Origin of the sequence: Salinarimonas sp., from assembly GCF_040111675.1 — a bacterium.
Classification (GTDB): domain Bacteria; phylum Pseudomonadota; class Alphaproteobacteria; order Rhizobiales; family Beijerinckiaceae; genus Salinarimonas.
The window spans coordinates 3,030,006-3,052,366 of the sequence record NZ_CP157794.1 but is presented as its reverse complement, the minus strand read 5'-3'; the positions used below and the strand labels follow the sequence as shown (position 1 = coordinate 3,052,366).

General features: G+C 71.5%; 25 protein-coding genes and 2 tRNA genes. 18 read left to right on the top strand and 9 right to left on the bottom strand.

Annotated elements, in window-relative coordinates; translation table 11 throughout:
* The first annotated feature begins 4 nt into the window (after positions 1–4).
* Positions 5–1,117: an endonuclease/exonuclease/phosphatase family protein gene (locus tag ABL310_RS14195; RefSeq protein WP_349367663.1), complete on the top strand. Its 1,113-nt coding sequence runs from the start codon at positions 5–7 to the stop codon at positions 1,115–1,117.
* Positions 1,118–1,159: 42 nt separating this feature from the next.
* Positions 1,160–2,068 (top strand): PhzF family phenazine biosynthesis protein, encoded by a 909-nt coding sequence (locus tag ABL310_RS14190; RefSeq protein ID WP_349367662.1) that lies wholly within the window; start codon positions 1,160–1,162, stop codon positions 2,066–2,068.
* 26 nt (positions 2,069–2,094) lie between these two features.
* Here ABL310_RS14190 and ABL310_RS14185 read toward each other — a convergent pair whose 3' ends face one another.
* The gene (locus ABL310_RS14185; RefSeq protein ID WP_349367535.1) at positions 2,095–3,300 is read right to left on the bottom strand and encodes an IS110 family transposase; all 1,206 of its coding nucleotides are present in this window, start codon (positions 3,298–3,300) and stop codon (positions 2,095–2,097) included.
* Positions 3,301–3,554: 254 nt separating this feature from the next.
* Here ABL310_RS14185 and ABL310_RS14180 point away from each other — a divergent pair, with 254 nt between their 5' ends.
* Positions 3,555–4,274 carry an NUDIX hydrolase gene (locus tag ABL310_RS14180; protein WP_349367661.1) on the top strand — a complete coding sequence of 240 codons (720 nt, stop codon included), beginning with the start codon at positions 3,555–3,557 and terminating at the stop codon, positions 4,272–4,274.
* Here ABL310_RS14180 and ABL310_RS14175 read toward each other — a convergent pair.
* Complete coding sequence (locus tag ABL310_RS14175) at positions 4,262–4,618, bottom strand: hypothetical protein (RefSeq protein ID WP_349367660.1); 357 nt, start codon at positions 4,616–4,618, stop codon at positions 4,262–4,264. The two genes, ABL310_RS14180 and ABL310_RS14175, sit on opposite strands and share 13 nt — an antisense overlap.
* A 391-nt stretch (positions 4,619–5,009) precedes the next feature.
* Between ABL310_RS14175 and ABL310_RS14170 the strand changes: the two genes are divergently transcribed.
* Positions 5,010–6,560 carry a 2-isopropylmalate synthase gene (locus ABL310_RS14170; protein ID WP_349367659.1) on the top strand — a complete coding sequence of 517 codons (1,551 nt, stop codon included), beginning with the start codon at positions 5,010–5,012 and terminating at the stop codon, positions 6,558–6,560.
* A gap of 390 nt (positions 6,561–6,950) precedes the next feature.
* Here the strand turns inward: ABL310_RS14170 and ABL310_RS14165 are convergent, their stop codons facing one another.
* Together ABL310_RS14165 and epmA are read right to left on the bottom strand one after the other, a co-directional pair.
* A complete protein-coding gene (locus ABL310_RS14165; protein ID WP_349367658.1) occupies positions 6,951–7,985 on the bottom strand; it encodes a lysine-2,3-aminomutase-like protein in 1,035 nt (344 codons plus the stop codon).
* Positions 7,982–9,040, bottom strand: a complete 1,059-nt coding sequence (gene epmA, locus ABL310_RS14160) for an EF-P lysine aminoacylase EpmA (protein ID WP_349367657.1) — start codon at positions 9,038–9,040, stop codon at positions 7,982–7,984. Before epmA ends, ABL310_RS14165 begins: the two co-directional genes overlap by 4 nt.
* A 171-nt stretch (positions 9,041–9,211) precedes the next feature.
* Here epmA and efp point away from each other — a divergent pair, with 171 nt between their 5' ends.
* A complete protein-coding gene (gene efp, locus ABL310_RS14155; protein ID WP_349367656.1) occupies positions 9,212–9,781 on the top strand; it encodes an elongation factor P in 570 nt (189 codons plus the stop codon).
* A gap of 11 nt (positions 9,782–9,792) precedes the next feature.
* Here the strand turns inward: efp and ABL310_RS14150 are convergent, their stop codons facing one another.
* Positions 9,793–10,779, bottom strand: a complete 987-nt coding sequence (locus ABL310_RS14150; protein WP_349367655.1) for a heparan-alpha-glucosaminide N-acetyltransferase — start codon at positions 10,777–10,779, stop codon at positions 9,793–9,795.
* A 264-nt stretch (positions 10,780–11,043) separates the two neighbouring features.
* Here ABL310_RS14150 and ABL310_RS14145 point away from each other — a divergent pair, with 264 nt between their 5' ends.
* Positions 11,044–11,718: a cold-shock protein gene (locus ABL310_RS14145; protein ID WP_349367654.1), complete on the top strand. Its 675-nt coding sequence runs from the start codon at positions 11,044–11,046 to the stop codon at positions 11,716–11,718.
* Between the two features lie 13 nt (positions 11,719–11,731).
* Entirely contained in the window at positions 11,732–12,211 is a 480-nt protein-coding gene (locus tag ABL310_RS14140; RefSeq protein ID WP_349367653.1) for a DUF192 domain-containing protein, read from the top strand.
* A 10-nt stretch (positions 12,212–12,221) separates the two neighbouring features.
* On the opposite strand, the gene ABL310_RS14135 is transcribed toward ABL310_RS14140, so the two are convergent.
* Positions 12,222–13,061 (bottom strand): class I SAM-dependent methyltransferase, encoded by an 840-nt coding sequence (locus tag ABL310_RS14135; RefSeq protein ID WP_349367652.1) that lies wholly within the window; start codon positions 13,059–13,061, stop codon positions 12,222–12,224.
* Between the two features lie 115 nt (positions 13,062–13,176).
* Here ABL310_RS14135 and ABL310_RS14130 point away from each other — a divergent pair.
* The 4 genes from ABL310_RS14130 to ABL310_RS14115 all read left to right on the top strand — a co-directional run bounded on the left by ABL310_RS14130 (position 13,177) and on the right by ABL310_RS14115 (position 14,328).
* Positions 13,177–13,253, top strand: a tRNA-Pro gene (locus ABL310_RS14130).
* Positions 13,254–13,306: 53 nt separating this feature from the next.
* A complete protein-coding gene (locus tag ABL310_RS14125; RefSeq protein ID WP_349367651.1) occupies positions 13,307–13,612 on the top strand; it encodes an ETC complex I subunit in 306 nt (101 codons plus the stop codon).
* Between the two features lie 57 nt (positions 13,613–13,669).
* Positions 13,670–13,746 (top strand) — tRNA-Arg (locus tag ABL310_RS14120).
* Between the two features lie 192 nt (positions 13,747–13,938).
* Positions 13,939–14,328 (top strand): VOC family protein, encoded by a 390-nt coding sequence (locus ABL310_RS14115; protein WP_349367650.1) that lies wholly within the window; start codon positions 13,939–13,941, stop codon positions 14,326–14,328.
* Here ABL310_RS14115 and ABL310_RS14110 read toward each other — a convergent pair.
* Positions 14,319–14,948, bottom strand: a complete 630-nt coding sequence (locus ABL310_RS14110; RefSeq protein ID WP_349367649.1) for a helix-turn-helix domain-containing protein — start codon at positions 14,946–14,948, stop codon at positions 14,319–14,321. The two genes, ABL310_RS14115 and ABL310_RS14110, sit on opposite strands and share 10 nt — an antisense overlap.
* A gap of 82 nt (positions 14,949–15,030) precedes the next feature.
* On the opposite strand from ABL310_RS14110, the gene gatC reads away from it, so the two are divergent.
* The 4 genes from gatC to ABL310_RS14090 all read left to right on the top strand — a co-directional run bounded on the left by gatC (position 15,031) and on the right by ABL310_RS14090 (position 17,700).
* The gene (gatC, locus tag ABL310_RS14105) at positions 15,031–15,318 is read left to right on the top strand and encodes an Asp-tRNA(Asn)/Glu-tRNA(Gln) amidotransferase subunit GatC (protein WP_349367648.1); all 288 of its coding nucleotides are present in this window, start codon (positions 15,031–15,033) and stop codon (positions 15,316–15,318) included.
* Positions 15,319–15,369: 51 nt separating this feature from the next.
* Positions 15,370–16,851, top strand: coding sequence for an Asp-tRNA(Asn)/Glu-tRNA(Gln) amidotransferase subunit GatA (gene gatA, locus ABL310_RS14100; RefSeq protein WP_349367647.1), 1,482 nt, complete (start codon positions 15,370–15,372; stop codon positions 16,849–16,851).
* A 22-nt stretch (positions 16,852–16,873) separates the two neighbouring features.
* Positions 16,874–17,332 carry a phosphatidylglycerophosphatase A gene (locus ABL310_RS14095; RefSeq protein WP_349367646.1) on the top strand — a complete coding sequence of 153 codons (459 nt, stop codon included), beginning with the start codon at positions 16,874–16,876 and terminating at the stop codon, positions 17,330–17,332.
* Between the two features lie 71 nt (positions 17,333–17,403).
* Complete coding sequence (locus ABL310_RS14090) at positions 17,404–17,700, top strand: hypothetical protein (protein WP_374730331.1); 297 nt, start codon at positions 17,404–17,406, stop codon at positions 17,698–17,700.
* 43 nt (positions 17,701–17,743) lie between these two features.
* On the opposite strand, the gene ABL310_RS14085 is transcribed toward ABL310_RS14090, so the two are convergent.
* The gene (locus ABL310_RS14085; RefSeq protein ID WP_349367645.1) at positions 17,744–18,211 is read right to left on the bottom strand and encodes a hypothetical protein; all 468 of its coding nucleotides are present in this window, start codon (positions 18,209–18,211) and stop codon (positions 17,744–17,746) included.
* A gap of 161 nt (positions 18,212–18,372) precedes the next feature.
* Between ABL310_RS14085 and gatB the strand changes: the two genes are divergently transcribed.
* The 3 genes from gatB (at position 18,373) to ABL310_RS14070 (ending at position 21,493) form a co-directional block, all read left to right on the top strand.
* Positions 18,373–19,845 carry an Asp-tRNA(Asn)/Glu-tRNA(Gln) amidotransferase subunit GatB gene (gene gatB / locus ABL310_RS14080; RefSeq protein ID WP_349367644.1) on the top strand — a complete coding sequence of 491 codons (1,473 nt, stop codon included), beginning with the start codon at positions 18,373–18,375 and terminating at the stop codon, positions 19,843–19,845.
* Positions 19,842–20,804, top strand: a complete 963-nt coding sequence (locus ABL310_RS14075) for a GNAT family N-acetyltransferase (protein ID WP_349367643.1) — start codon at positions 19,842–19,844, stop codon at positions 20,802–20,804. The genes gatB and ABL310_RS14075 overlap by 4 nt, the downstream gene beginning before the upstream one ends.
* Before the next feature lie 224 nt (positions 20,805–21,028).
* A complete protein-coding gene (locus ABL310_RS14070) occupies positions 21,029–21,493 on the top strand; it encodes a GNAT family N-acetyltransferase (protein WP_349367642.1) in 465 nt (154 codons plus the stop codon).
* A gap of 27 nt (positions 21,494–21,520) precedes the next feature.
* Here ABL310_RS14070 and ABL310_RS14065 read toward each other — a convergent pair whose 3' ends face one another.
* A complete protein-coding gene (locus ABL310_RS14065; RefSeq protein WP_349372063.1) occupies positions 21,521–22,210 on the bottom strand; it encodes a PhoH family protein in 690 nt (229 codons plus the stop codon).
* Between the last annotated feature and the right edge of the window lie 151 nt (positions 22,211–22,361).

Genomic DNA, 22,361 nt, shown 5'->3' with positions numbered 1-22,361 from the left:
AGCCATGCGGCTGCGGATCGCCACCTTCAACGTCGAGAACCTCGTCTCGCGCAACGCCTACGGCCCGAAGGCGCGGCCGCAGACGGGGCCGGCGCTGTCGCTGTTCGACTTCGCCGACCCGGAGATGCGCGATCACATCCAGGCGGCCACCGCCGTGGCGCTCGAGGACGACGAGCGCCAGGCCACCGCGCTCGCCATCGCCGAGACCCGCGCCGACATTCTCTGCCTGCAGGAGGTGGACGGGCTCGGCGTGCTCGCGCCCTTCCTGTCGAACTACGTCCACGCCGTGTCGGACATCCGCTACGGCCACATGCGGCTGATGCCGGGCAACGACCCGCGCGGCATCGACGTCGCCTTCGCCGCGCGCAAGGACCTCTTCGCCGACGAGAAGCAGGTGCGCGCGCGCTCCTGGAAGGACGCCACCTTCGCGGAGCTGGGGGTCTACGATCCCGAGCTGAAGGACATGGGCATCCCCGAGGACGCGAAGGTGTTCAACCGGGATTGCCTGGAGGTTTCCCTAGAGTTCGGCGAGGCTTCGCTGACGCTCTTCATCTGCCATCTGAAGTCCACCGGCTACGGCCCGCGCGGCGCCTCTCCGGCCCTGCGCGCCGCCGAATCGCGCGCCGTGCGCGCCATCGTCGAGCGGCGCTTCGGCGAGGCCTGGCGCGAGGCGCCCTGGATCGTCGCCGGCGATCTCAACGCCTCGCCGCTGGCGATCCTGCCCGGCGGGGAGGTCCGCCGCGCGGAGCGCAGCGGCGTCGAGCCGCTCCTCGAGGACTTCGCCGTCGATCCTTGCGCCGGACTGCCGGAGACCGAGCGCTGGACCTACTACCACCGCGAAACGTCCGAGGGCCGCGTCGTCGCCGACCAGCACGTCCAGATCGACCACGTCCTGCTCTCGCCGGCCCTCGCCGAGGCGAATTCCGCCCCCCGCGTCGAGATCCTGCGCCGCGGGCTGCCCTACCGCGTGCCCCTCGACCCCGCCCATCCCGACCGCTCGATCGGCTGGCTCGCGAGCCGCGCCGACCGCTATCCGCGCATCGGCTGGGACCGGCCGCGGGCGAGCGATCATTGCCCGCTCGTCGTCGAGATCGATTTGCCTGAACGCGCCGGCTGAGCCACAAAGACGCCCGTCCGCAAGGCCACGAAGGAAGCCCCGATGCCCCGCCGCTACGCCGTCCTCGACGTCTTCACCGAGACCGCCCTCGAAGGCAACCCGCTCGCCGTCGTGCTCGACGCGGACGGCCTCGACACGGCCGCGATGCAGCGCATCGCCCGCGAGTTCAACCTCTCCGAGACGGTCTTCGTGCTGCCGCCGGAGAGCGATCGTCATCGCGCGCAGCTGCGCATCTTCACGCCGGTCCTGGAGCTGCCCTTCGCCGGGCATCCCACCGTCGGCTCGGCCGTGTTGCTCGCGCTGGAGCACGGCTCCGGCGGCGCCGACGCGCAGGCTTTCGGGCTCGAGGAAAAGGTCGGGGTCGTTCCCTGCGTCGCCGAGACCCGTGGCCCTCGCGAGGGTCGCGCCCGCTTTCACCTGCCGAAGCTGCCGGTGCCGTTCGGGGAGGGCAAGAGCTCGGCCGATTGCGCCATGGCGCTCGGGCTCGATCCGGAGGACATCGGCTTCGACCGCCACCTCCCGAGCCGCCACACGGCGGGCGTACCCTACGACCTCGTGCCGGTGCGCTCCGTCGAGGCGCTGGCGCGGATCAAGCCCGGCGCCCAGTTCGAGGCGGTGTTCGGCGACAGCACGCATCCGGCCGCCTACGTCTACACCCGCGCGCCGTTCGGCGCGGGCCTCGCCTTCCGCGCCCGGATGGTGGGCATGGGGCTCGGCGCCGGCGTGATGGAGGACCCCGCCACCGGCTCCGCCGCGGCCGCCTTCGCCGGCGCGCTCATGGAGCACGAGCCGATGGGGGAGGGCACGCACGACGTGCTCATCGAGCAGGGCGTCGAGATGGGCCGGCGCAGCGTCATCTCGCTCCAGCTCGTCATCGAGAACGGCGCCCTCGCCTCCGCCGAGATCGGCGGCGGCGCGGTCGTGGTGGCGCGCGGCGAGTTCCACGTATGAGACACCCCGTGTCCACCTCTGTTTTTCTACGCGGCGCATTTTTGCGCGGCGAGATGGCGTGCGGGTTCGTATTCGGCTCGATCTCGCCAGGCATGCCAGAGGATGCGGATCCAGGCGCGTGCCAGGATACGGACGGCGTGGGGGTGACTGCATCCGCGCTGCCTGGCCCGCATGTAGACGTCGGCGGCCCAGGGGGAGGCATGGCGGGAGTTGTCGGCGAAGCAGGTGAGGGCGGCGCGCAGACGGTGATTGCAGGCCCATCGGAAGACGACGCCCCTGCTTTTTCCGGAGGCGTGGGTGACGGGGCAGACGCCGGCCTCCGCGGCGAGCTGGTCTGCGGTCTGGAAGCGCGCGCGGTCGTCGCCGATCTCGGCGAGGATCTGGGCGGCGTTGATGCGGCCGGCGCGCGGGAAGGACATGACGATGCGGCCGTCGGGCAGCTCGGCGACGTCGTGCTCGATGCGGGCGGTGAGGTCGCGGATCGCGGCGACGATGCGCTCGAGGGCGACGACGAGGGCGCGCACGATCTCGCCCTTGGCCTCGCTCTCGTCCCGGCCGGCGAGGCCGATCGGCGCGGCGCGCAGGCGGGCGAGGAGCTCGGCGGCGCTGCGGCGGCCGCTGTAGCGGGCCTGGGCCATGAAGGCGGCCATGCGCTTCTCGCCGAGTCGTGCGGCGCTCTCGGGCGTGGGGTAGCGGGCGAGGAAGGCGAGGGCGACGGGGCTGTCGACGTCGGCGAAGATCGCGGCGGCGCCCGGCCAGAAGCTTTCGAGCAGGCTGCGCAGCTGGTTTGCGAGGCCGACGCGCGTGGCGACGAGGTCGTCGCGCCCGCGCACGAGGGCGCGCAGCGCCTTGACCGCGTCGGAGGCCTGGCGCAGCGGGGCGAAGCGATGCCCGTCGGTGCGCAGGATATCGGCGAGCATGTAGGCGTCACCCGTATCGGACTTGCCGCCGGCGGCGCGATAGCGCGGACGGCAGGCCTTCACGACGTTCGGGTGGATCGGCACGACCGGATGGCCGGCGGCGACGAGCGTGTCGACGACGAGGCCGGACGGGCGCTCGATCGCCACCGGCATCTCGCCGACGGGCGCGATGCGCGCGAGCGCGGCCACGAGCTTGGCGAGGCCGGCGGCGGTGTGCGGGACGTCGAGGCGTGCGCGGACCGCACCCGTCTCGTCGAGGACGCAGGCCGCATGGCCCGCGCCGCCCCAGTCGAAACCAACAGTGAAAGGCATAGGCGACGTCTCCCGGTTCGGTGTACCCTCACCCGAGCCGGGAGGTCGTGCGGATCGCTCATTGGAAGGCGCTCCGGCTGGCAGGCTCAGGCGCTACACCCCGTGGTCCGTCCGGTCCTCCCGGCACCTGCCGCGCGGCGGGTCTCATACGGGCCCTCGAAGGGCAAGCGACGCCGGCCGTCGCGGCAGGCGCTCGGGCTGGCGAATACTACGCCGCTCCGCGGCTCCGCATCCGCCAGCCCGAAGGTGCACCAATGAGCGACGGGCCGATTCTGGCCGACGTGGCGCGGATCGACGCGCGCTACGATCCGCACGTCGTCTGGGAGTGGCGCGAGGCGAACCGGGAGGCGATCGCGGCGCATTGGGAGCGGCGCCGCGCCGAGAAGCCGCGCCTGTTCAACGGCCGCGTGCTGATGGCGCGCGCCCCGCAGGTCTCGGATGGCGTCTATGCGGCGACCTACTTCCCGGTCGATTACGCGACGCTGCTCCACTTCAAGGCCGAGGGATTCCCGGACCCGAGCGTCGTCAACGGCTTCGCCCTCGCGGCTTTGCGGTCGCGCGACGGCGCCTATCTCGTCGGCGAGATGGGCGCGCACACGGCGAATGCCGGGCGGCTCTACTTTCCCGGCGGCACGCCGGACATGGAGGACGTGCGCCCCGACGGATCGGTCGATCTCGCCGGCTCGGCGCTGCGGGAGCTGGAAGAAGAGACCGGGATCGCGCCGCACGAGGTCGAGGCGACCGGCTGGACGATCGTGCGCATCGGCGGCTTCTGCGCGCTGTTGCGGCACGTCCAGGCCTTCGGCGACGCCGAGCCGCTGGCCGCGCGCATCCGCGCGACGCTGGCCGCGCAGCAGGAGCCCGAGCTCGCCGACATCCACGTCGTGCGCCGCGCCGACGCGCTCGACCCGGCGCGCACGCCGCCCTTCATGCCGCTGTTCCTGGAGCGCGCCTTCGCGGATCAGGCGGGATAGCCGTAGCGCGTCTTCACCGCCCGCAGCTCGGCGCGCGCGGCCGCGTCGTTCCCGGCGCGGCAGGTCGCGGCCGGGCCGGCGAGGTCGCGCGTGGCGTCGCGGTAGACGGTGGGGCCGACGAAGCCGGTCTCCTTGTCCCGGTCGAGCAGGTCGCGGAAGGCGCGGATCTCCCGGGCGCAGGCGCCGGACCCCGGCAGGTCGAGGCTCGCCGCGGCTACCGCCGGGCCGGACGCGGAGGCCGTCGGGCCACCGGTCTGGGTGCAGGCGGCCAGCAGCAGGGCCGCCGCGGCTGCCGCGAGGAGGGGCTTGAAGGAGGCGGTTGCGAAGGGCCTGCGAGCGGTCACGGCGACGTCTCCCGTCTGCGAATCGGGTTCGTACGCGCGAGCCTAGCACAGCCGCTCGCGGATGCCGGAGCCTCGCCGCGCCGGGGCGCGAGGCGGCGTCGCGCCTTCGGCCTTGCCCTGAGCCGCGCCTGCGGGTACAAGACGAGCGTTCCCGCCGCTCCGTGCGGCGCAGTTCGATACGAGGAGAGAGCCTTGGCCGTGGCCGGCTCCCATCGCAGCGCCTTCCTTGCCGCGCCGGCTCTCGGCGGCGGCGCGCTTCTTCTCGGCCTCCTGCTCCTTATCAGCCCCTGAGGGCCGTCCGGGCGCGCGCCTGGGCCTTCAGGGGAGATCGAGACCCGAGCCGGCGCTCGCGAGAGAGCGCCCGATGCACGATCCCGATAGGAAGCAGACCATGTCCACCGATTCCAACCGCGTCCTGATCTTCGACACCACCCTGCGCGACGGCGAGCAGTGCCCCGGCGCGACCATGACCCTCGAGGAGAAGCTCGAGGTCGCAGAACTGCTCGACACGATGGGCGTCGACATCATCGAGGCGGGCTTCCCCATCGCCTCGATCGGCGATTTCGAGGCCGTGTCCGAGATCTCCCGGCGCGTGAAGCGCGCCGTCGTCGCCGGGCTCTCGCGCGCCAACCCCAAGGACATCGAGCGCGCCGGCGAGGCCGTGCGCCACGCCGTGCGCCCGCGCATCCACACCTTCATCTCCACCTCGCCCGTCCACATGAAGTACAAGCTCCAGAAGGAGCCGGACGCGGTGCTGGCGCTGGTCATCGACCAGGTGACGCGCGCGAGGAACCTCGTCGAGGACGTCGAGTGGTCCGCCGAGGACGGCACGCGCACGGAGATGGACTTCCTGTGCCGCTGCGTCGAGGCCGCGATCAAGGCCGGCGCGACGACGATCAACATCCCCGACACCGTCGGCTACACCACGCCGGACGAGTACCGCGCCCTGTTCGAGACCGTGCGCAACCGCGTGCCGAATTCCGACAAGGCGATCTTCTCGGTCCATTGCCACAACGATCTCGGCATGGCGGTGGCGAACTCGCTCGCGGGCGTCGTCGGCGGCGCGCGGCAGGTCGAGTGCACGATCAACGGCATCGGCGAGCGGGCCGGCAACGCGGCGCTGGAGGAGATCGTCATGGCGATCAAGACCCGCGGCGACGCCTATCCCTACGAGACCGGCATCGACACGACCATGCTGACCCGCGCCTCGAAGGTGGTGGCCAACGCGACCTCCTTCCCGGTGCAGTACAACAAGGCCATCGTCGGCCGCAACGCCTTCGCGCACGAGAGCGGCATCCACCAGGACGGCATGCTCAAGCACACCCAGACCTACGAGATCATGACGCCCGAGTCCGTCGGCGTCACCAAGACCTCGCTGGTCATGGGCAAGCATTCGGGCCGCAACGCCTTCCGCACCAAGCTGGCGGAGCTCGGCTACAAGGTCTCCGACAACGAGCTGCAGGACGCCTTCGAGCGCTTCAAGGCGCTGGCCGACCGCAAGAAGCACGTCTACGACGAGGACATCGAGGCGCTGGTCGACGAGCGTCTCGCGACGGCGCACGATCGCATCAAGCTCGTCTCGCTCTCGGTGATCGCCGGCACCCGCGGCCCGCAGCGCGCCACCCTCAAGCTCGAGATGGAGGGCCGCGTCGTCACCGAGGAGGCCGACGGCAACGGGCCGGTCGACGCCGTCTTCAACGCGATCCACGCGCTCGCGCCCCACGAGGCGACCCTCGAGCTCTACCAGGTCCACGCGGTGACCGAGGGCACCGACGCCCAGGCCGAGGTCTCGGTACGGCTCAATTCCGGCGGCCGCACGGTCACCGGCCGCGGCGCCGACCCGGACACGCTGGTGGCCTCCGCCAAGGCCTATCTCGCCGCCCTCAACAAGCTGATGGCGCGGGGCGCGGGGCTCCACGCCCAGCACGCCGCGGCGGAGTGAGGATCCTCGGGGAACCCCTCTCCCGGATCGGCTGGGGAGTTTCCCGCCCCCGCGGCGTTCGAGGCTGAAGGCGAGCGGCTTGCGCCGCTCGCCCTTTTTTCTGTTTGGGGGTTCGGCAGGGGCGCTGAGCCCTTTCCTTTCCTGTAGGGGAAGGTGTCGCCGCGCGACAGCGCGGTGACGGATGGGGCGCGCGGCACGCGCGTTCGGCGAAGCCGAAACAGCACGGTGGAGCGTGACGGCCGCCGGTAAGCTTCCGCTGCGCGGAACGCGTCGCTCGCGCGCCGCGCCCCATCCGTCTCGGCTTCGCCGAGCCACCTTCCCCTACAGGGAAGGAAAATCAGCGCTTGCGAACGAGGAGATCTGACGCGGCTTCGCCGGAGAGGCGTCGCGTCACATCTCCCCCTCGTAGCGGTGCCGCTTCCCGCGCCAGTCCTCCACCGTCTCCCCCTCCAGATATCCCGGCCCGATCGGGCTCTTGCCCGCGCCTCCCGGAATGTCGAGGACGTAGGTCGGCTGGCACAGGCCCGAGACACGCCCGCGCAGCGCCCGCATCAAGGCCTGGCCCTCGGCGATGGTGAGCCGGAAGCGGCTCGTGCCCGGCGCGAGGTCCGGGTGATGCAGGTAGTAGGGCTTCACCCGCGCCTCGACGAAGCCGCGCATCAGGGCGGCGAGCGTCTCGACGTCGTCGTTGACGCCGCGCAGGAGAACGCTCTGCGAGACCATGGCGATCCCGGCATCGACGAGCCGCGCGCAGGCGGCGCGGGCAGCCTCCGTCAGTTCGCGCGGATGGTTGGCGTGGAGCGCGACGTAGACCGTCTTGCCGCAGGCCTTCAGCGCCGCGATCAGCGCGGCGTCGACGTGCCCGGGATCGACCGCCGGCACCCGGGTGTGCAGCCGCACCACTTTCACGTGGTCGATCGCCGCGAGCCGGCGCATCAAGGCCTCCAGCCGGCGCGGCGCCAGCACCAGCGGGTCGCCGCCGGTGAGGATCACCTCCCAGATCTCCGGCCGGCTCGCGAGATAGGCGATCGCGCGGTCGAGATCCGCCTCCGGCAGGAGGCCGCCATGCGCCGGCCCGACGCTCTCGCGGCGAAAGCAGAAGCGGCAATAGACCGGGCAGACGGTGACCGCCTTCAAGAGCGCGCGGTCCGGATAGCGATGGACGACCCCGGGGACGGGGGAATGCGCCTCGTCGCCGATGGGATCGGCCATCTCCTCCGGGCGCGTCTCCAGCTCGGCCTCGTGGGGCACGAACTGGCGGGCGATCGGGTCGTGCGGGTCGGCGGGGTCGATCAGGGCCGCCATCTCCGGCGTGATCGCGATGGCGTAGCGCTCGGAGACGGCGTCGAGCCCGGCGCGCGCCGCCTCGGGCGCGAGGTCGGCGGCGACGAGATCCTCGACCCGGCGGAGCGTGCGCGCGCTCATGTCGTCTCCCACGGATCGGCGACCGGCGCCCACAGCACGTCCTCGATCCGCCGCGCGCCGGTGGCGAGCACGCAGAGCCGGTCGAAGCCGAGGGCGCAGCCCGACGCCTCCGGCATCCGGGCGAGCGCCGCGAGGAAATCCTCGTCGAGCGGATAGCGCTCGCCGTAGACCCGCGCCTTCTCATCCATCTCGATGGCGAAACGCCGGCGCTGCTCGGCCGGATCGGTCAGCTCCCCGAAGCCGTTGGCGAGCTCGACGCCGCAGGCGTAGAGCTCGAAGCGCTCGGCCGCGCGCGGGTCGCGGGCGCTCGCGCGGGCGAGGGCGGCCTCGCAGACCGGGTACTCGGCGAGCACGGTCGGCCGCCCGGTCCCGAGCCGCGGCTCGATACGCTCGACCAGGACCTTGGAGAACACGTCGGCCCACGTGTCGTCCTCGGCGATGCGCAGCCCGGCGGCGCGCGCCTGCGCGGCGAGGGCGTCGCGATCGGAGCCGCCGGCCGCGTCCACCGTCGCCAGCAGGCCGATCCCGGCGAAGCGCTCGAACGCCTCCGCCACCGTGACCACTTCCGGCTCCGCGCGCGGATCGCAGTCGATCCCGCGCCAGGAGAACAGCCGCGCTCCGGTCGCGTCCGCGGCGGCGGCGAGGAGGGCGGCGCAATCGGAAAAGAGCGTCTCGTAGGGCGCGTCGGCGCGATACCATTCCAGCATCGTGAACTCGGGATGGTGCAGCGGCCCGCGCTCGCGGTTGCGCCAGACGCGGGCGAGGGTGAAGAGCTTGCGCTCCCCCGCCGCGAGCAGCTTCTTGCAGGCGAATTCGGGCGAGGTGTGCAGGTAGACCGGCGCGCTCTCCCCGGCGGGGCCGGCGAGCCGCGTCTCGAAGGCGTGGAGATGCGCCTCGTTGCCGGGCGAGACCTGCAGGGACGCGGTCTCGACCTCGATGAAGCCGTCGCGGGAGAAATGCGCGCGCACGGCCGCGGTCACCGCGCCGCGGCCCAGGAGGAAGGGCCTGCGGTCGGCGTGACGGGCCGGATCCCAGAACGGGGAGGGGGCGTTCACCGTCGACCATCTCCGTGAGGTTCGGCCCCGTGCCGGACGAAAGCCGCGGGGGACCGTGCCGCCGGCTCACTAGACCCGGCGCGCCTCGTGGGTTAATGCGCTCCCCGAGCGGGTTCAAGCCCGGCGACATCATTCGGCCGCGGGACGCGGCGCACACGAAGTGGAAGAGACATGGCCAAGGTCATCGCGAGCTCCCTGCGCAAGGGCAACGTCGTCGACGTGGACGGCAAGCTCTACGTGGTCCTCACCGCCCAGAACATCCATCCCGGCAAGGGCACGCCGGTCACCCAGCTCGACATGCGCCGCATCTCGGACGGCACCAAGGTGTCCGAGCGCTACCGCACCACCGAGCAGGTGGAGAAGGCGACCGTCGAGGATCGCGACCACCAGTTCCTCTACGAGGACGGCGAGGGCTTCCACTTCATGAACCCGGAGACGTTCGACCAGGTCACCATGTCGCGCGACGACATCGGCGATCAGGCCGCCTATCTCCAGGAGGGCATGACGGTCTCGCTGAAGCTGCACGAGGGCGTCGCCATCGCCATCGAGCTGCCCCAGCGCGTCGTCTTCGAGGTCGTCGAGACCGAGCCGGTGGTGAAGGGGCAGACGGCCTCGTCGTCCTACAAGCCGGCCATGCTCAACAACGGCGTGCGCACCATGGTGCCGCCGCATATCTCCGCCGGCACGCGCATCGTGGTGATGACCGAGGACGGCTCCTACGTCGAGCGCGCCAAGGACTGAGCGCGCGCCGCTCAGTCCGGCGGCGGGCTCTCACGGAGGGTCTGCGCGACGCAGCCGTCGACGACGGCGTCGAAGCGCGCCTGATCCTCCGGGGTGGCGGGCCCGCGTGCGGCCAGGTCCGTCAGGCCCCGCGCCTCGAGCTCGCCCAGCGCGCAATCGCAATAGCGGGCGCAGAAATCCGCGCCGTTGCCGGACGCCTCGCAGGCCGCGCGGCATTGGCCGGCGAGCTGCCCCGCGCGCGGATCGAGGGCGAGCGCGACCGGGTAGAGCGCCCCCATCAGGATCGGCTGGTGCAGGAGGTAGATCACCAGGCTCCAGCGCCCCATCCAGACGAGCCCGCGCCCGATCCGCCCCTCCGCCCGCATCGCCGCCACCCGCTCGCGCAGGCGCGTGCCCATCATGACGCGCCCGAGCGCCACGCCCGCGAGCACGGCGGCGAGCCAGGGGAAGACCGGCTCGAAATCGTTGGTGTCGGGCGGCGTCTCGAAGAAGCCGATCCAGGCGAGCCAGCGGGTGTCGAAGGCGGGGTCCGCGTACAGGATCGGCGCCCCGAGCACGGCCGCGGCGGCGAGCGCGGAGAGCGCCGGGTGGAGCCGCAGGAAGGGGAGGGCGAGCACGCTCCCCACCGCGATCATGTGCAGGATGCCGAAGAAGATGAAGCTCGCCGGAAAGACGAGCCAGGTGGCGAGCGTGATCAGCGCGGCGGCGCCCGCGACCTTGGCGAGCCGGCGCAGGAAGGCGCGGGGCTCGAGACCCGCGTCGTGGGCGAGGACGAGGCTCACGCCCACGAGGATCAGGAAGGAGGCGGCGATGGCGCGGGCGAAATTGCGCCAGAACGGGTCGAAGGGGATCTCGACCGCGGTGAAGCCGTAGAACCAGAGGTCCCAGGCGAAGTGGTAGACGATCATGGCGAGGAGGGCGACGCCGCGCGCCGCGTCCACCGCCGCGAAACGCCTCTTGCCCGCGCTGCGGGTCTCGCCCGCTCCGACGACCTTCATGCCCTCTCCTTGCGTCCTGGCGTCGCATGAGGACGCCGCATTGTCGCCCGATTCTTGACCGGCCACCCCGCGCACGGGCGCGAAAGCGCCCCGGGACAGTCGAATCGGGCTCTGCACATCGCCGCACAAGTCTATGGGATCGCTTCTGATTTTATTAGACTTGCAACGAGCTGCGGTTTTGCCGATCTTTCGGGCTTTCGTTCCCGAAATAGAGTGTTATCCTGTTTTTAAGAATCAGGCGGCGTGGTTCGATCGGTGTAGTGCATGTCTGACGAATTCGACCAGGGATCGGCGGACGCGCGAGGCGTGAATGTCGATCGCAAGCCGGCCGGCGACGAGGTCGCGGCCGTTTCCTCCCAGGGGTCCAGCGCGTCCCAGGTCTCTCCTGCTGCGCGCCCGGCGGACGGCGCTGGCGAACGTCCGGTCGAGCTCATCGAGATCGCGGGCGTGATCAAGTGGTTCGACGTGGCCAAGGGCTTCGGGTTCATCGTCCCGGACAACGGCTTGCCGGACGTTCTGCTCCACGTCACCTGCCTCAGGCGCGACGGCTACCAGACCGCGGCGGAGGGCGCGCGGATCGTCGTCGAGGCCGTGCAGCGGCCGCGGGGCTTCCAGGCCTTCCGCATCCTCTCCCTCGACGAGAGTTCCGCCGTCCACCCCTCCGAGCTGCCGATGGCGCGCACCCACGTCACGGTGACGCCGACGAGCGGGCTCGAGCGCGCCGTGTGCAAGTGGTTCAACCGCCTGCGCGGCTTCGGTTTCCTCACCCGCGGCGACGGCACGCCGGACATCTTCGTCCACATGGAGACGCTCCGGCGCTACGGCATCGCCGAGCTCAAGCCCGGCGAGGAGGTCTACGTGCGCTACGGCGACGGGCCGAAAGGCCTGATGGCGGCCGAGGTGCGCATGGTGGACAGCGCGCTGCCGTCCTCGCACTGACGGACCTCTCCGCGTGACGCGTTCCCCCGCTCTCACCCCCGCGCGCGGTCTCGCGGCCGCACTCGTCGCGCTCTGCGCGCTCGTCCTCGTCGGCCTCGCGACCGCCTCGGCGCAGGAGCTGCAGCCGCTCGCCGTCGTCACCGACGAGGGCCGGCATGAATTCCAGGTGGAGCTCGCGGCGACGCCGGAGGAGCGCTCGCGCGGGCTGATGTTCCGCCGCTCCATGCCCGCGGAGCAGGGCATGCTGTTCGATTTCGGCCGGGTGCAGCCCGTCTCGATGTGGATGCGCAACACCTACATCCCCCTCGACATGCTGTTCATCTCGGAGACCGGCGAGATCGTGCGCATCGCCGCGGACACCGAGCCCTTGTCGGAGCGCACCATCTCCTCCGGCCAGCCGGTGCTCTCGGTGCTCGAGCTCAACGCCGGCACCGCGCGCCGCCTCGGCATCGCGGCGGGCGACCGGGTGGAGCATCCGCTCTTCGCCGAATGAGGCGCGGCGCTCACCGCTCGAGGATGGCGATGAGGTTGTCGTCGAACGGCAGGGCGTGGCGCCAGCGGATTCGCACGGTGAACCCGACGTCCTCGGCCAGGCGGCGCAGCGAGGCGGGATCGAAGTAGTTGACGTGGTCCGGCAGCCGGAAGCCGCACCAGCGCCTGCCCATGACGCGCCGGTTGACGCTGCCGTAGTTCGGCACCTTCACGGCCGCGAGCCCGCCGGGTCGCATCTTGGCGTGGAGCGCGGCGAGCACCTCGCGAGCCTGCCAATCGTGCTCGAGATACGAGCGCAGCAGCGCCGCGGCGAAAAAGCCGTCCGGGAAGGCGGCGATGCCCTCCAGCGCCGAGGCGTGGACCACGTGACCGCCCCGTTCCCTCGCGTAGGCGTCGGCCTGGGCGGCCAGCGCCTTGGAGATCTCGACGCCGTACGGTGTGAAGCGCGGCGCGAAGCGCGCGAGGTTGGAGCCCGTGCCGCAGCCCAGATCGAGCGCCGGCCCGCTCGGCGCCGCGCGATCGAGCAGATCCACGCCTTCGGTTCGCGGAAACAGATGCAGCCGCCAGCGGGTCTTGCGGTCGAGCCAATGAAGCACGGGCTGCTTGGTCTTGCGCCGCGCTCCCTCGCGCGCGAACTGCGCTTCCCACGCGAGCGTCTCGACGAGCGCCTCGGTTTCGGGGACCACGGCGAGGTGCGGGAAGCCGCAGCCCCGGCACGCGACCACGTCCCAGCCGTCCCGGCCGTAGGGCAGCGGCGACGCGCCGGCGTTCTCCTCCCGACAGATCGGGCAGGGCCTGCGGCGGGTCGCGACGGCGCCGTCCGGCGCGGCGGGATCGAGTGAAGCGGACATGGCCGGCAGCCTAGCCGTTCGCATCCGTAGCGCAACCCGTTCCCTGCCGCGGCCGGCGACAAATCGCTTGCGCCGCGCGACCCGAAATTCTATCTCGACGGGAGCGCCGGCATGTCGGGGCGTAGCGCAGCCTGGTAGCGCATCTGCTTTGGGAGCAGAGGGTCGCTGGTTCGAATCCGGCCGCCCCGACCAGTCCGGCCCTGTTCGTGCCGAGCGTACACACGGGAGAGGTTCGAGAGGCCGCCATGACCGCACGCATCTTCAAGCCTTCGCGCGGCGCCACCTCCTCGGGCAAGGCGCGCACCAAGCGCTGGGTGCTGCGCTTCGACCCGGAGAGCCCGCGCCAGATCGAGCCCCTGATGGGCTGGACGACGTCCACCGACACGCGCCAGCAGGTGCAGCTGACCTTCGACACCAAGGAGCAGGCCATCGCCTACGCCGAGCGCGAGGGCATCGCCTACATCGTGGACGAACCGGAGGAGCCGACCCGCAAGGTCATCTCCTATTCCGACAATTTCAAGCACAACCGCGTCACGCCCTGGACGCATTGAGCGCGGGCGCGGCCGGTTTGCGCCCCGCCGCCCCCGCTGCTATCCCTTGCCCCCGACGGCCCCGTAGCTCAGCTGGATAGAGCAAGTGCCTTCTAAGCACTAGGTCCCTGGTTCGAGCCCAGGCGGGGTCGCCAATGACAGCGAACAGCTGCGGCTCTACCCGATGGGATGGTGTCGGTCGGTTCGTCCCGATGACGGACCGGGTCACGAGTGCGCGTCACCGCGAGGGGACGGTCATCGCGCGGTGAGCGCCTGTGTCGCGTTTCTCCAAGACGCCGGCCCGCGCGCGTGGGAGCGTCGCTGCCCGACCCCTGGGAGAGGCGACGATGAAGCTGAAATACACGATTCTCTACGTCGACGATGTCGAGGCGACCCTCGTCTTCTACGAGCGGGCCTTTGGGCTCGAGCGGGGCATGCTGCACCCCTCGGGGGATTACGGCGAGCTCGCCACCGGCGCGACGACGCTGTCGTTCTCCTCGCGTCGGTTGATGCGCGAGCTGGGCAAGGCGCCCGCCGCGCCGGACGCGAAAGCGCCCACCTTCGAGATCGCCTTCGAAACGGGCGACGTCCCGGCCGCCTACGCCCGCGCGGTCGCGGCCGGGGCCCGTCCGGTTCAGGAGCCGCGCGAGGAGCCCTGGGGACAAACCACGTCCTATGTCGCGGACGCGGACGGCTACCTCGTCGAGATCTGCTCGCCGGTGACGCCTCAGGCGTAACCGACCTCCGCGAGCTGCGCGGCGAGCCGCGCATCGCGCGCGAGGCGCCACGGAGACGCGCCGAACCAGCGGACGAGCTCGCGCGTCATATGCGCCTGATCGCAATAGCCCTCGTCCGCCGCGATGTCCGCCAGCGGCTCGCCGGCGATCGCCCGCCGGGCGGCACGGCGGGCGCGCGCGAGGCGGCGCCAGAAATCGGGGCCTCGGCTCGTCTCGCGCAACGTCACGCGCTGCAGCGTGCGGGCGCGGACGCCAGCGCGTCCGGCGGCGTCGGTGACGCTGCGCGCCTGCGCGAGATGCGCGAGCGCGTCGGCCAGGACCTGCGAGCGAAAGGCGAATTCGGGTAGCCGGTCCAGGAGCAGCGCCTCGTCGTTCCCTGCGGCCGCTGCGGCCGCCGAGAGCGCGGTGGCGTCGATGCGCGCGCCGGGCAGGAGCCGGAAGCCGTGATAGGCGGCGCCCGCCGCGATGCGCACGGGCGTGGGCCCGTCCATCAGCGCGGAGACGCGCGGGCGCACCCGGCCGTCCCGGTCGCGCACGAGGATCAGGTCGACGCATCCGTCCGGGAGGATCGTCGCGACCTCGGCGCGCTGCGCGGGGTGGCTCCAGCGGGCGATGATCATGCCTCCTCCCGGGCGGTTGCTCCCTGTCGGGCGGCGATGATATAGCCGGCGCGACCCGACCTCCAGCCGGCTTGGAAGAGACATGTCCGTCGACACCGACACCGTGAGGCGCATCGCGCGCCTGGCCCGCATCGCCGTGACCGACGCGGACGTGCCGCACCTCCAGGGCGAGCTCAACGCGATCCTCGCCTTCGTCGAGCAGCTCTCCGAGGTGGACGTCCGCGACGTCGAGCCGATGACCTCGGTGACGCCGATGCGCATCAAGACCCGCGAGGACGGCGTCACCGACGGCGACAAGGCCGACGCCATCGTCGCCAACGCGCCTGCGACCGAGGACCATTTCTTCATGGTCCCCAAGGTGGTCGAGTAGACCCCGGAGCACGCCCGCCCGCCCGCGCCGCCGCACACCGAGAGCATTTCCGTGACCGATCTCACCGACCTCACCCTCGCCGAGGCCCGCGACGGGCTCGCCAAGAAGACGTTCTCGGCGCGCGAGCTGACGCAGGCCCATCTCGACGCGATGGAGAAGGCCCGCGCCCTCAACGCCTACGTCCTCGAGACGCCCGAGAAGGCGCTCGCGATGGCGGACGCCTCCGACGCCCGCCTCGCCGAGGGCGAGGCCGGCCCGCTCGAGGGCCTGCCCATCGGCGTCAAGGACCTGTTCTGCACCGAGGGCGTGCGCTCGACGGCCTGCTCCAAGATCCTCGACGACTTCACGCCGGCCTACGACTCTACGGTGACCGCCAATCTGTGGCGGGCCGGCGCGGTGATGCTCGGCAAGATCAATTGCGACGAGTTCGCCATGGGCTCGTCGAACGAGACGAGCGCCTTCGGCCCGGTGGTCTCGCCCTGGCGGCGTTCCGGCTCGGACGCGCAGCTCGTCCCCGGCGGCTCCTCCGGCGGCTCGGCCGCAGCGGTGTCGGCGCGGATCGCGCTCGCGGCGACGGCGACCGACACCGGCGGCTCGATCCGACAGCCGGCGGCCTTCACGGGGACGGTCGGCATCAAGCCGACCTACGGGCGCTGCTCGCGCTGGGGCATCGTCGCCTTCGCCTCGTCGCTGGACCAGGCCGGCCCGATCGCCAAGACCGTGCGCGATTCGGCGATGATGCTCAAAGCCATGGCCGGCCCCGACGCCAAGGACACGACCTGCGCCGACATGCCCGTGCCCGACTACGAGGCCGCCGTCGGCCGCGGCGTGCGGGGGCTCAAGATCGGCATTCCGAAGGAATACCGCGTCCCCGGCATGCCGGCCGAGATCGAGGCGCTCTGGGAGCAGGGCCAGGCCTGGCTGCGCGAGGCCGGCGCCGAGACCGTCGAGATCTCGCTGCCGCACACCAAGTACGCCCTGCCGGCCTACTACATCGTGGCGCCGGCGGAGGCCTCCTCCAACCTCGCGCGCTACGACGGCGTGCGCTACGGCCTGCGCGTCCCCGGCCGCGACATCGTCGACATGTACGAGAACACCCGCGCAGAGGGCTTCGGCCGCGAGGTCAAGCGCCGCGTCATGATCGGCACCTACGTGCTCTCGGCCGGCTATTACGACGCCTATTATCTGCGCGCCCAGAAGATCCGCACCCTGATCAAGCGCGACTTCGAGGAGGCCTACGCGAACGGCGTCGACGCCATCCTCACCCCCGCGACGCCGTCCGCCGCCTTCGGCATCGGCGAGAAGGGCTCGGGCGACCCGGTCGAGATGTATCTCAACGACGTCTTCACGGTGACGGTGAACATGGCCGGCCTGCCCGGCATCTCCGTTCCCGCCGGCTTCGACGCGCAGGGCCTGCCCCTCGGACTCCAGCTCATCGGCCGCGCCTTCGACGAGGAGACGCTCTTCGCCGCCGGCCAGGTGATCGAGGACGCCGCCGGCCGCGTGACCTACCCGCAGCCCTGGTGGGGGTGAGGCGCTGGGCGCCCCGCTCGTCGTGACCATCGCCGAGGCGGTCGCCACCGTCTTCTGGCTCGGCCATGTGGAAACGTTTCGCGTGGCGCTGGCGGTTGGCGTGACGGCGCCCGCGCTGTGGGCTGCTCGGACGCTGCCGGCCTGGGCCCGCGCGGCGTCGTTTCTCGCCATCCTCCTCGCCGGTCTCTGGGCGAGCGCGGTCTGGGCCGGCGCGACGGGGCTCGTCGACGACGGGACCATCGTCATCGACGAGGTCGCGGGCGCGGCCTTCCTGCTCTTCCTGCTCGTGACGCGCCGTGCGCCCGTCGCCGCGGCGCTCCTCGCCGTCTACGTCGCGCTCGACCGGCTGAAGCCGTGGCCCATCGGGCTGACGGAAGAGATCCCCGGCGCGCTCGGGGTGATGGTCGACGATCTGGCGGCGGCGCTGCCGGTGGCGGTCGCGGCCCTGGCGGCGCGGCCGCTGCTGCGGCGGCTCGGCTGATGGCCTCGCGCCGTTCGGTCTGCTAGGGAGCGCACGCGTTCTCGCGAAAGTTCCGCGCAGGAGATGTCGCCTTGGAAACCCCCTCCGTCCCGCTCGCGATCTGGCTGATGGCCGCCTTCGACCCGATCCTGATCCTCGTCGCGGGCTATCTCGGCTGGAAAGCGGACCAGCTCGGCAAGCTGTTCATCGCCGCCATGGCCGCGCTCGTCGTCGCCGTGCTGGCCGCGTGGGCGATCACGGCGATGGGGCTGCCCTGGATCGCGCCCATCGGCGACGACCATCCCTCGCTCCTGCCGGTACGCACGCTCGGCGCCCTCGTCTGGGCGAGCGCCGCCTACGGCGTGAGGCGGATGTCGCAGCGGGCGTGACGGCGTCCCGCGACGATCGCCGCGGGACGGTATTCAGCAGCCGTCACTGCGGCGTGATCGGCTCCGCCGGGGCGACGGGCGTGTCGGCCTGCGGGTCGATCGGCACGGGCTCGCCCGCCGTCGCGGGCTCCTCGACCGTGCCGGTGACCGGCACGTCGGTCGCCCGGTAGCCGTCCATCAGGAAGAAGCCGAGCACCACGGCGATCACGACGATCAGCCCGATCGCCCAGGCCCAGGCCGCGCCGGAGCGGCGGGCGGGGCGGGCCATCCGGTCGTCGCGCGGGGGCTCGCCGCCATAGGTGCGGTCAGTCCGGTTCAGCGCCGGATCGACCGGGCGCGGCTCGACCCGCGGGTCGCTCGGGCCGGCGCCGCGCAGGGTGTCGTCGCCGCGCACCTCGCCGGGGCGGGTCCCGAACGGGTCGGTGGTGGAGGGCGTGGGGTCGACCGAACGGTCTTCGCCGGCATGCGGCGTGCGGGGATCGTTCGGGTCGCGGCCTTGGTTCGTCGCCATCGTGGCCTCCTTTCGGCTCGAGCGGCGCGCATTTCGCATAACGCCGGGCGGGCGCGGCGGTTCGCGGAGCCGGATTCGCGCGGCCGCGGCGCGGCGGCGACTTGAAGCGCGCGCGAGAGAGCGCTAACCCGTGGTGCGACGCACACGAGGATCGAGAGCCGATGAACGCCCCCGTCGACCCGAAGAAGCTCATCAAAGGCGCCACCGGCGACTGGGAGGTCGTCATCGGCATGGAGATCCACGCCCAGGTGAATTCCCAGGCGAAGCTGTTCTCCGGCGCCTCCACCGGTTTCGGCGCGGAGCCGAACTCGCACGTGTCCCTCGTCGACGCGGCGATGCCCGGCATGCTGCCGGTGATCAATCTCGAATGCGTCCGCCAGGCCGTGCGCACGGGGCTCGGTCTGAAGGCGCAGATCAACCTGCGTTCGATCTTCGACCGGAAGAACTACTTCTACCCGGACCTGCCGCAGGGCTACCAGATCTCGCAGTACAAGCACCCGATCGTGGGCGAGGGCGAGGTGATCGTCGACATGCTCGACGGCACCTCCTTCACGGTGGGCGTCGAGCGCCTGCACCTGGAGCAGGACGCCGGCAAGTCGATCCACGACCTGCACCCGACCATGTCCTTCGTCGACCTCAACCGCTCGGGCGTCGCGCTCATGGAGATCGTGTCGAAGCCCGACATGCGCTCCTCCGAGGAGGCCAAGGCCTACGTCTCCAAGCTGCGCACCATCCTGCGCTATCTCGGCACATGCGACGGCGACATGGAGAAGGGCAACCTGCGCGCCGACGTGAACGTCTCCGTGCGCCGCCCCGGCGAGGGGCTCGGCACGCGCTGCGAGATCAAGAACGTCAACTCGATCCGCTTCATCGGCCAGGCCATCGAGTACGAGGCGCGCCGGCAGATCGGCATCCTCGAGGACGGCGGCACGATCGACCAGGAGACGCGGCTGTTCGACCCCAACAAGGGCGAGACGCGCTCGATGCGCTCCAAGGAGGAGGCGCACGACTATCGCTACTTCCCCGATCCGGACCTGCTGCCGCTCGAATTCGACCAGGACTTCGTCGACGCCCTGGCGACGCACCTGCCGGAGCTGCCCGACGAGAAGAAGGCGCGCTTCGTCGCCGATTACGGCCTCTCCGCCTACGATGCGGGCGTCCTCGTCGCCGACCGCGAGCAGGCGGACTATTTCGAGGCGGTGGCCAGGGGCCGCGACGGCAAGGCGGCGGCGAACTGGGTGATCAACGAGCTGTTCGGGCGCCTCAACAAGGAGGGCCTCGACATCGAGCGCTCGCCGGTCTCCGCCGACCAGCTCGGCGAGATCGTCGATCTCATCGCGGACAAGACCATTTCCGGCAAGATCGCCAAGGACCTGTTCGAGATCGTCTGGGCCGAGGGCGGCTCGCCCAAGCGCCTCGTCGAGGAGCGCGGCATGAAGCAGGTCACCGACACCGGCGCCATCGAGGCGGCGGTGGACCAGGTGATCGCGGCGAACCCCGACAAGGTCGAGCAGGCGAAGGCCAAGCCGACGCTCGCCGGCTGGTTCGTCGGGCAGGTGATGAAGGCGACCGGCGGCAAGGCCAACCCCCAGGCCGTCAACGCCATCGTCAAAGAGAAGCTCGGCATCGAATGACGCCGCGCGTCCGCCCCGTTCGCGCCGAGGATGTCGAGGCAGTGCGCGCGGCGCTCGTCGCCAGCTGGCACGCGACCTACGATCGGTTCCACGGGGCGGCGAAAGTCACCGAGATCACCGACCAGTGGCATTCGCTGGCCGCGCTCTCGCGTCAGGTCGACCAGCCGGGTGGCGTCTTCCTGATGGCGGAAGGGGAGGGCGGCGCCGTGCTCGGCTCCACCTTCGCCCACGTCGACGATGCGGGCGAGGCCTGCCTGCGCCGGCTCTACGTGGCGCCCGGCGCCGAGGGAACCGGGCTCGGTCGGCGGCTTCTCGACGAGACGCTCGCGCGCCTCGCCGAGCGTGACGTCTGGCTCGAGGTCGAGCCGCGCAACGAGGGCGCCATCCGGTTCTATCTGCGCGAGGGCTTCGTCCTCGATCGCCCGGCGGGGAGCTGCGGCGGGCGTGACGATCTCCAGGCGGTCGTCATGCGCCGCCCGTCGCGCGCGATCGCCCGCGCCGCATTGGACGCCGACGCGCAGGACCTGTTCGGCCTGATCACCCTCGCCTTCGCCGAGTATCCCGGCTGCTACGTCGATCCGCACGACGACTATCCCGAGCTCGTCCGCCCCGCGACGAGCGCCGCCGAGAAGGGCGCGCTCCTCTGGGTCGTCGAGGACGCGCGCGGGCGCGTGCGCGGCTGCATCGGCCTCAAGGCCTCGCACGAGGGCGTGGGCGAGCTGAAGACGCTCTACGTGCGCCCCGACCAGCGCCGGAAGGGGCTCGGCGCCTGTCTCGTGGGCCTGGTCGAGGAGACGGCCCGCGCCCGCGGCGACCGCCGGCTGATCCTGTGGTCGGACACCCGCTTCACCACCGCCCACCGCCTCTACGAGCGCCTCGGCTTCGCGCGAGACGGGGAGGAGAGGGCGCTGGGCGACGTGTCGGGCTCGTGGGAATATCCCTACGCGAAAGAGCTGTAGTTCGGACATCGGCGCTCCGTGCGCCGGCATTCGGCACATGCCGGGCATCGGGAGCCTGTCCTTTGCCAGCCGGAAGGAGAAGGCTCCGAGCCCTCGCGAAGCCGCCCGCTTCCTCCCGCCCGGCCCTTGCGCTACCCTCGCGCTCCGTACCCGCGAGGAGTCGCATCTCCCATGACCTCCGCACCCCGGTGGCTACTCTCGCTCGCCGGCGAGCCCACCTACCCGTGAGCGATCTCATCATCCGCGAGGCGCGCGAGGGCGATCTCGAGCCGATCGTGCGCCTCCACGCCGAGGACACGCTCGGCGGGCACGGCGACGTCTGGTCGGAGGAGACGCGCGGCGCCTACGCCGCCGCCTTTCAGCGGATCGTCACCAGCGAGGACCACGCGCTCTTCGTGGCCGAGCGCGGGGCTGAGGTGGTGGGGACCTTCCAGGTCTCCGCCATCCCCTGCCTGACCGGGCGCGGCGCGACCCGGGTGAAGCTCGAGGCCGTGCAGGTGCGGGCCGACCAGCGCTCGCGCGGGATCGGCGCGGCCCTGATCGCCGCGGCGGAGGACTGGGCCCGCTCCCGCGGCGCGGCCTTCGTCGAGCTGACCTCGAACGTCGCGCGCACCGGGTCCCACCGGTTCTACGCCCGGCTCGGCTACGCCCAGAGCCATCTCGGCTTCAAGAAGCCGCTCCGGGCGTAGGCGGCGAGCGACGGGGGCCGGCGCCTCTCAGGCCTCCTCCAGCTCCGCGAAGGCGCGCACCCACATCGCGCACACGCCGGAGCGGACGATGTCGTCGGCCCCGAACTCGACGATCGGCACCGGCAGCTCCTTCTCGCGGATCATGGCGATCACCTGGGCGAGGCCCGACGTCTCCTTGAGGTCGCACTGGCTGACGTCGCCGTTGACGACCGCGGTGCAGTCCTCCCCGAGACGGGTGAGGAAGGTCTTCATCTCGAGCAGCGTCGCGTTCTGCGCCTCGTCGAGCAGGATGAAGGCGTCCGACCAGGAGCGCCCGCGCATCACCTCGAAGGGCACCATCTCGATGTCCCCGTTCTTGACCGCGATGTCGAAGGCGCCCCGGCCGATCCGCTCGCGGATGGTCTCGACCACGGGCGCGGCCCAGGGCGCGAACTTCTCCTCCAGCGTGCCGGGAAAGAAGCCGAGCGAGCGGCCGGCGGGGACGTTGGGACGGGTGAGGATGATGCGGCCGATCCGCCTCTGGCGGTAGAGATCGGCGGCGTGCGCCGCGGCGATCCAGGTCTTGCCGGTGCCGGCGGGGCCGAGAACGATGGTCTGGGGATGGGTCTTGAGGGCGGCGATGTAGGCCGCCTGCGTCGCGTTGAGGGGCTTGATGGGAGCGAGGGTGCGCTCGTGGTCGAACTTTCCGCCGAGAACACCGCCATGCAGCTCGACGATCTCACCGGCTTCGAAGGAGCGACGGGTGCGGCGCTTCTGCTTGTCGTAACGCTTGCTCACGAGCCTGTCTCCCTTGCGGCGACGCGGGACCACCACCCCGGGCGCCGCGTCGAAGCGTCCGGAGCGTAGGGCGTGGAGGGGGATGGAAGGC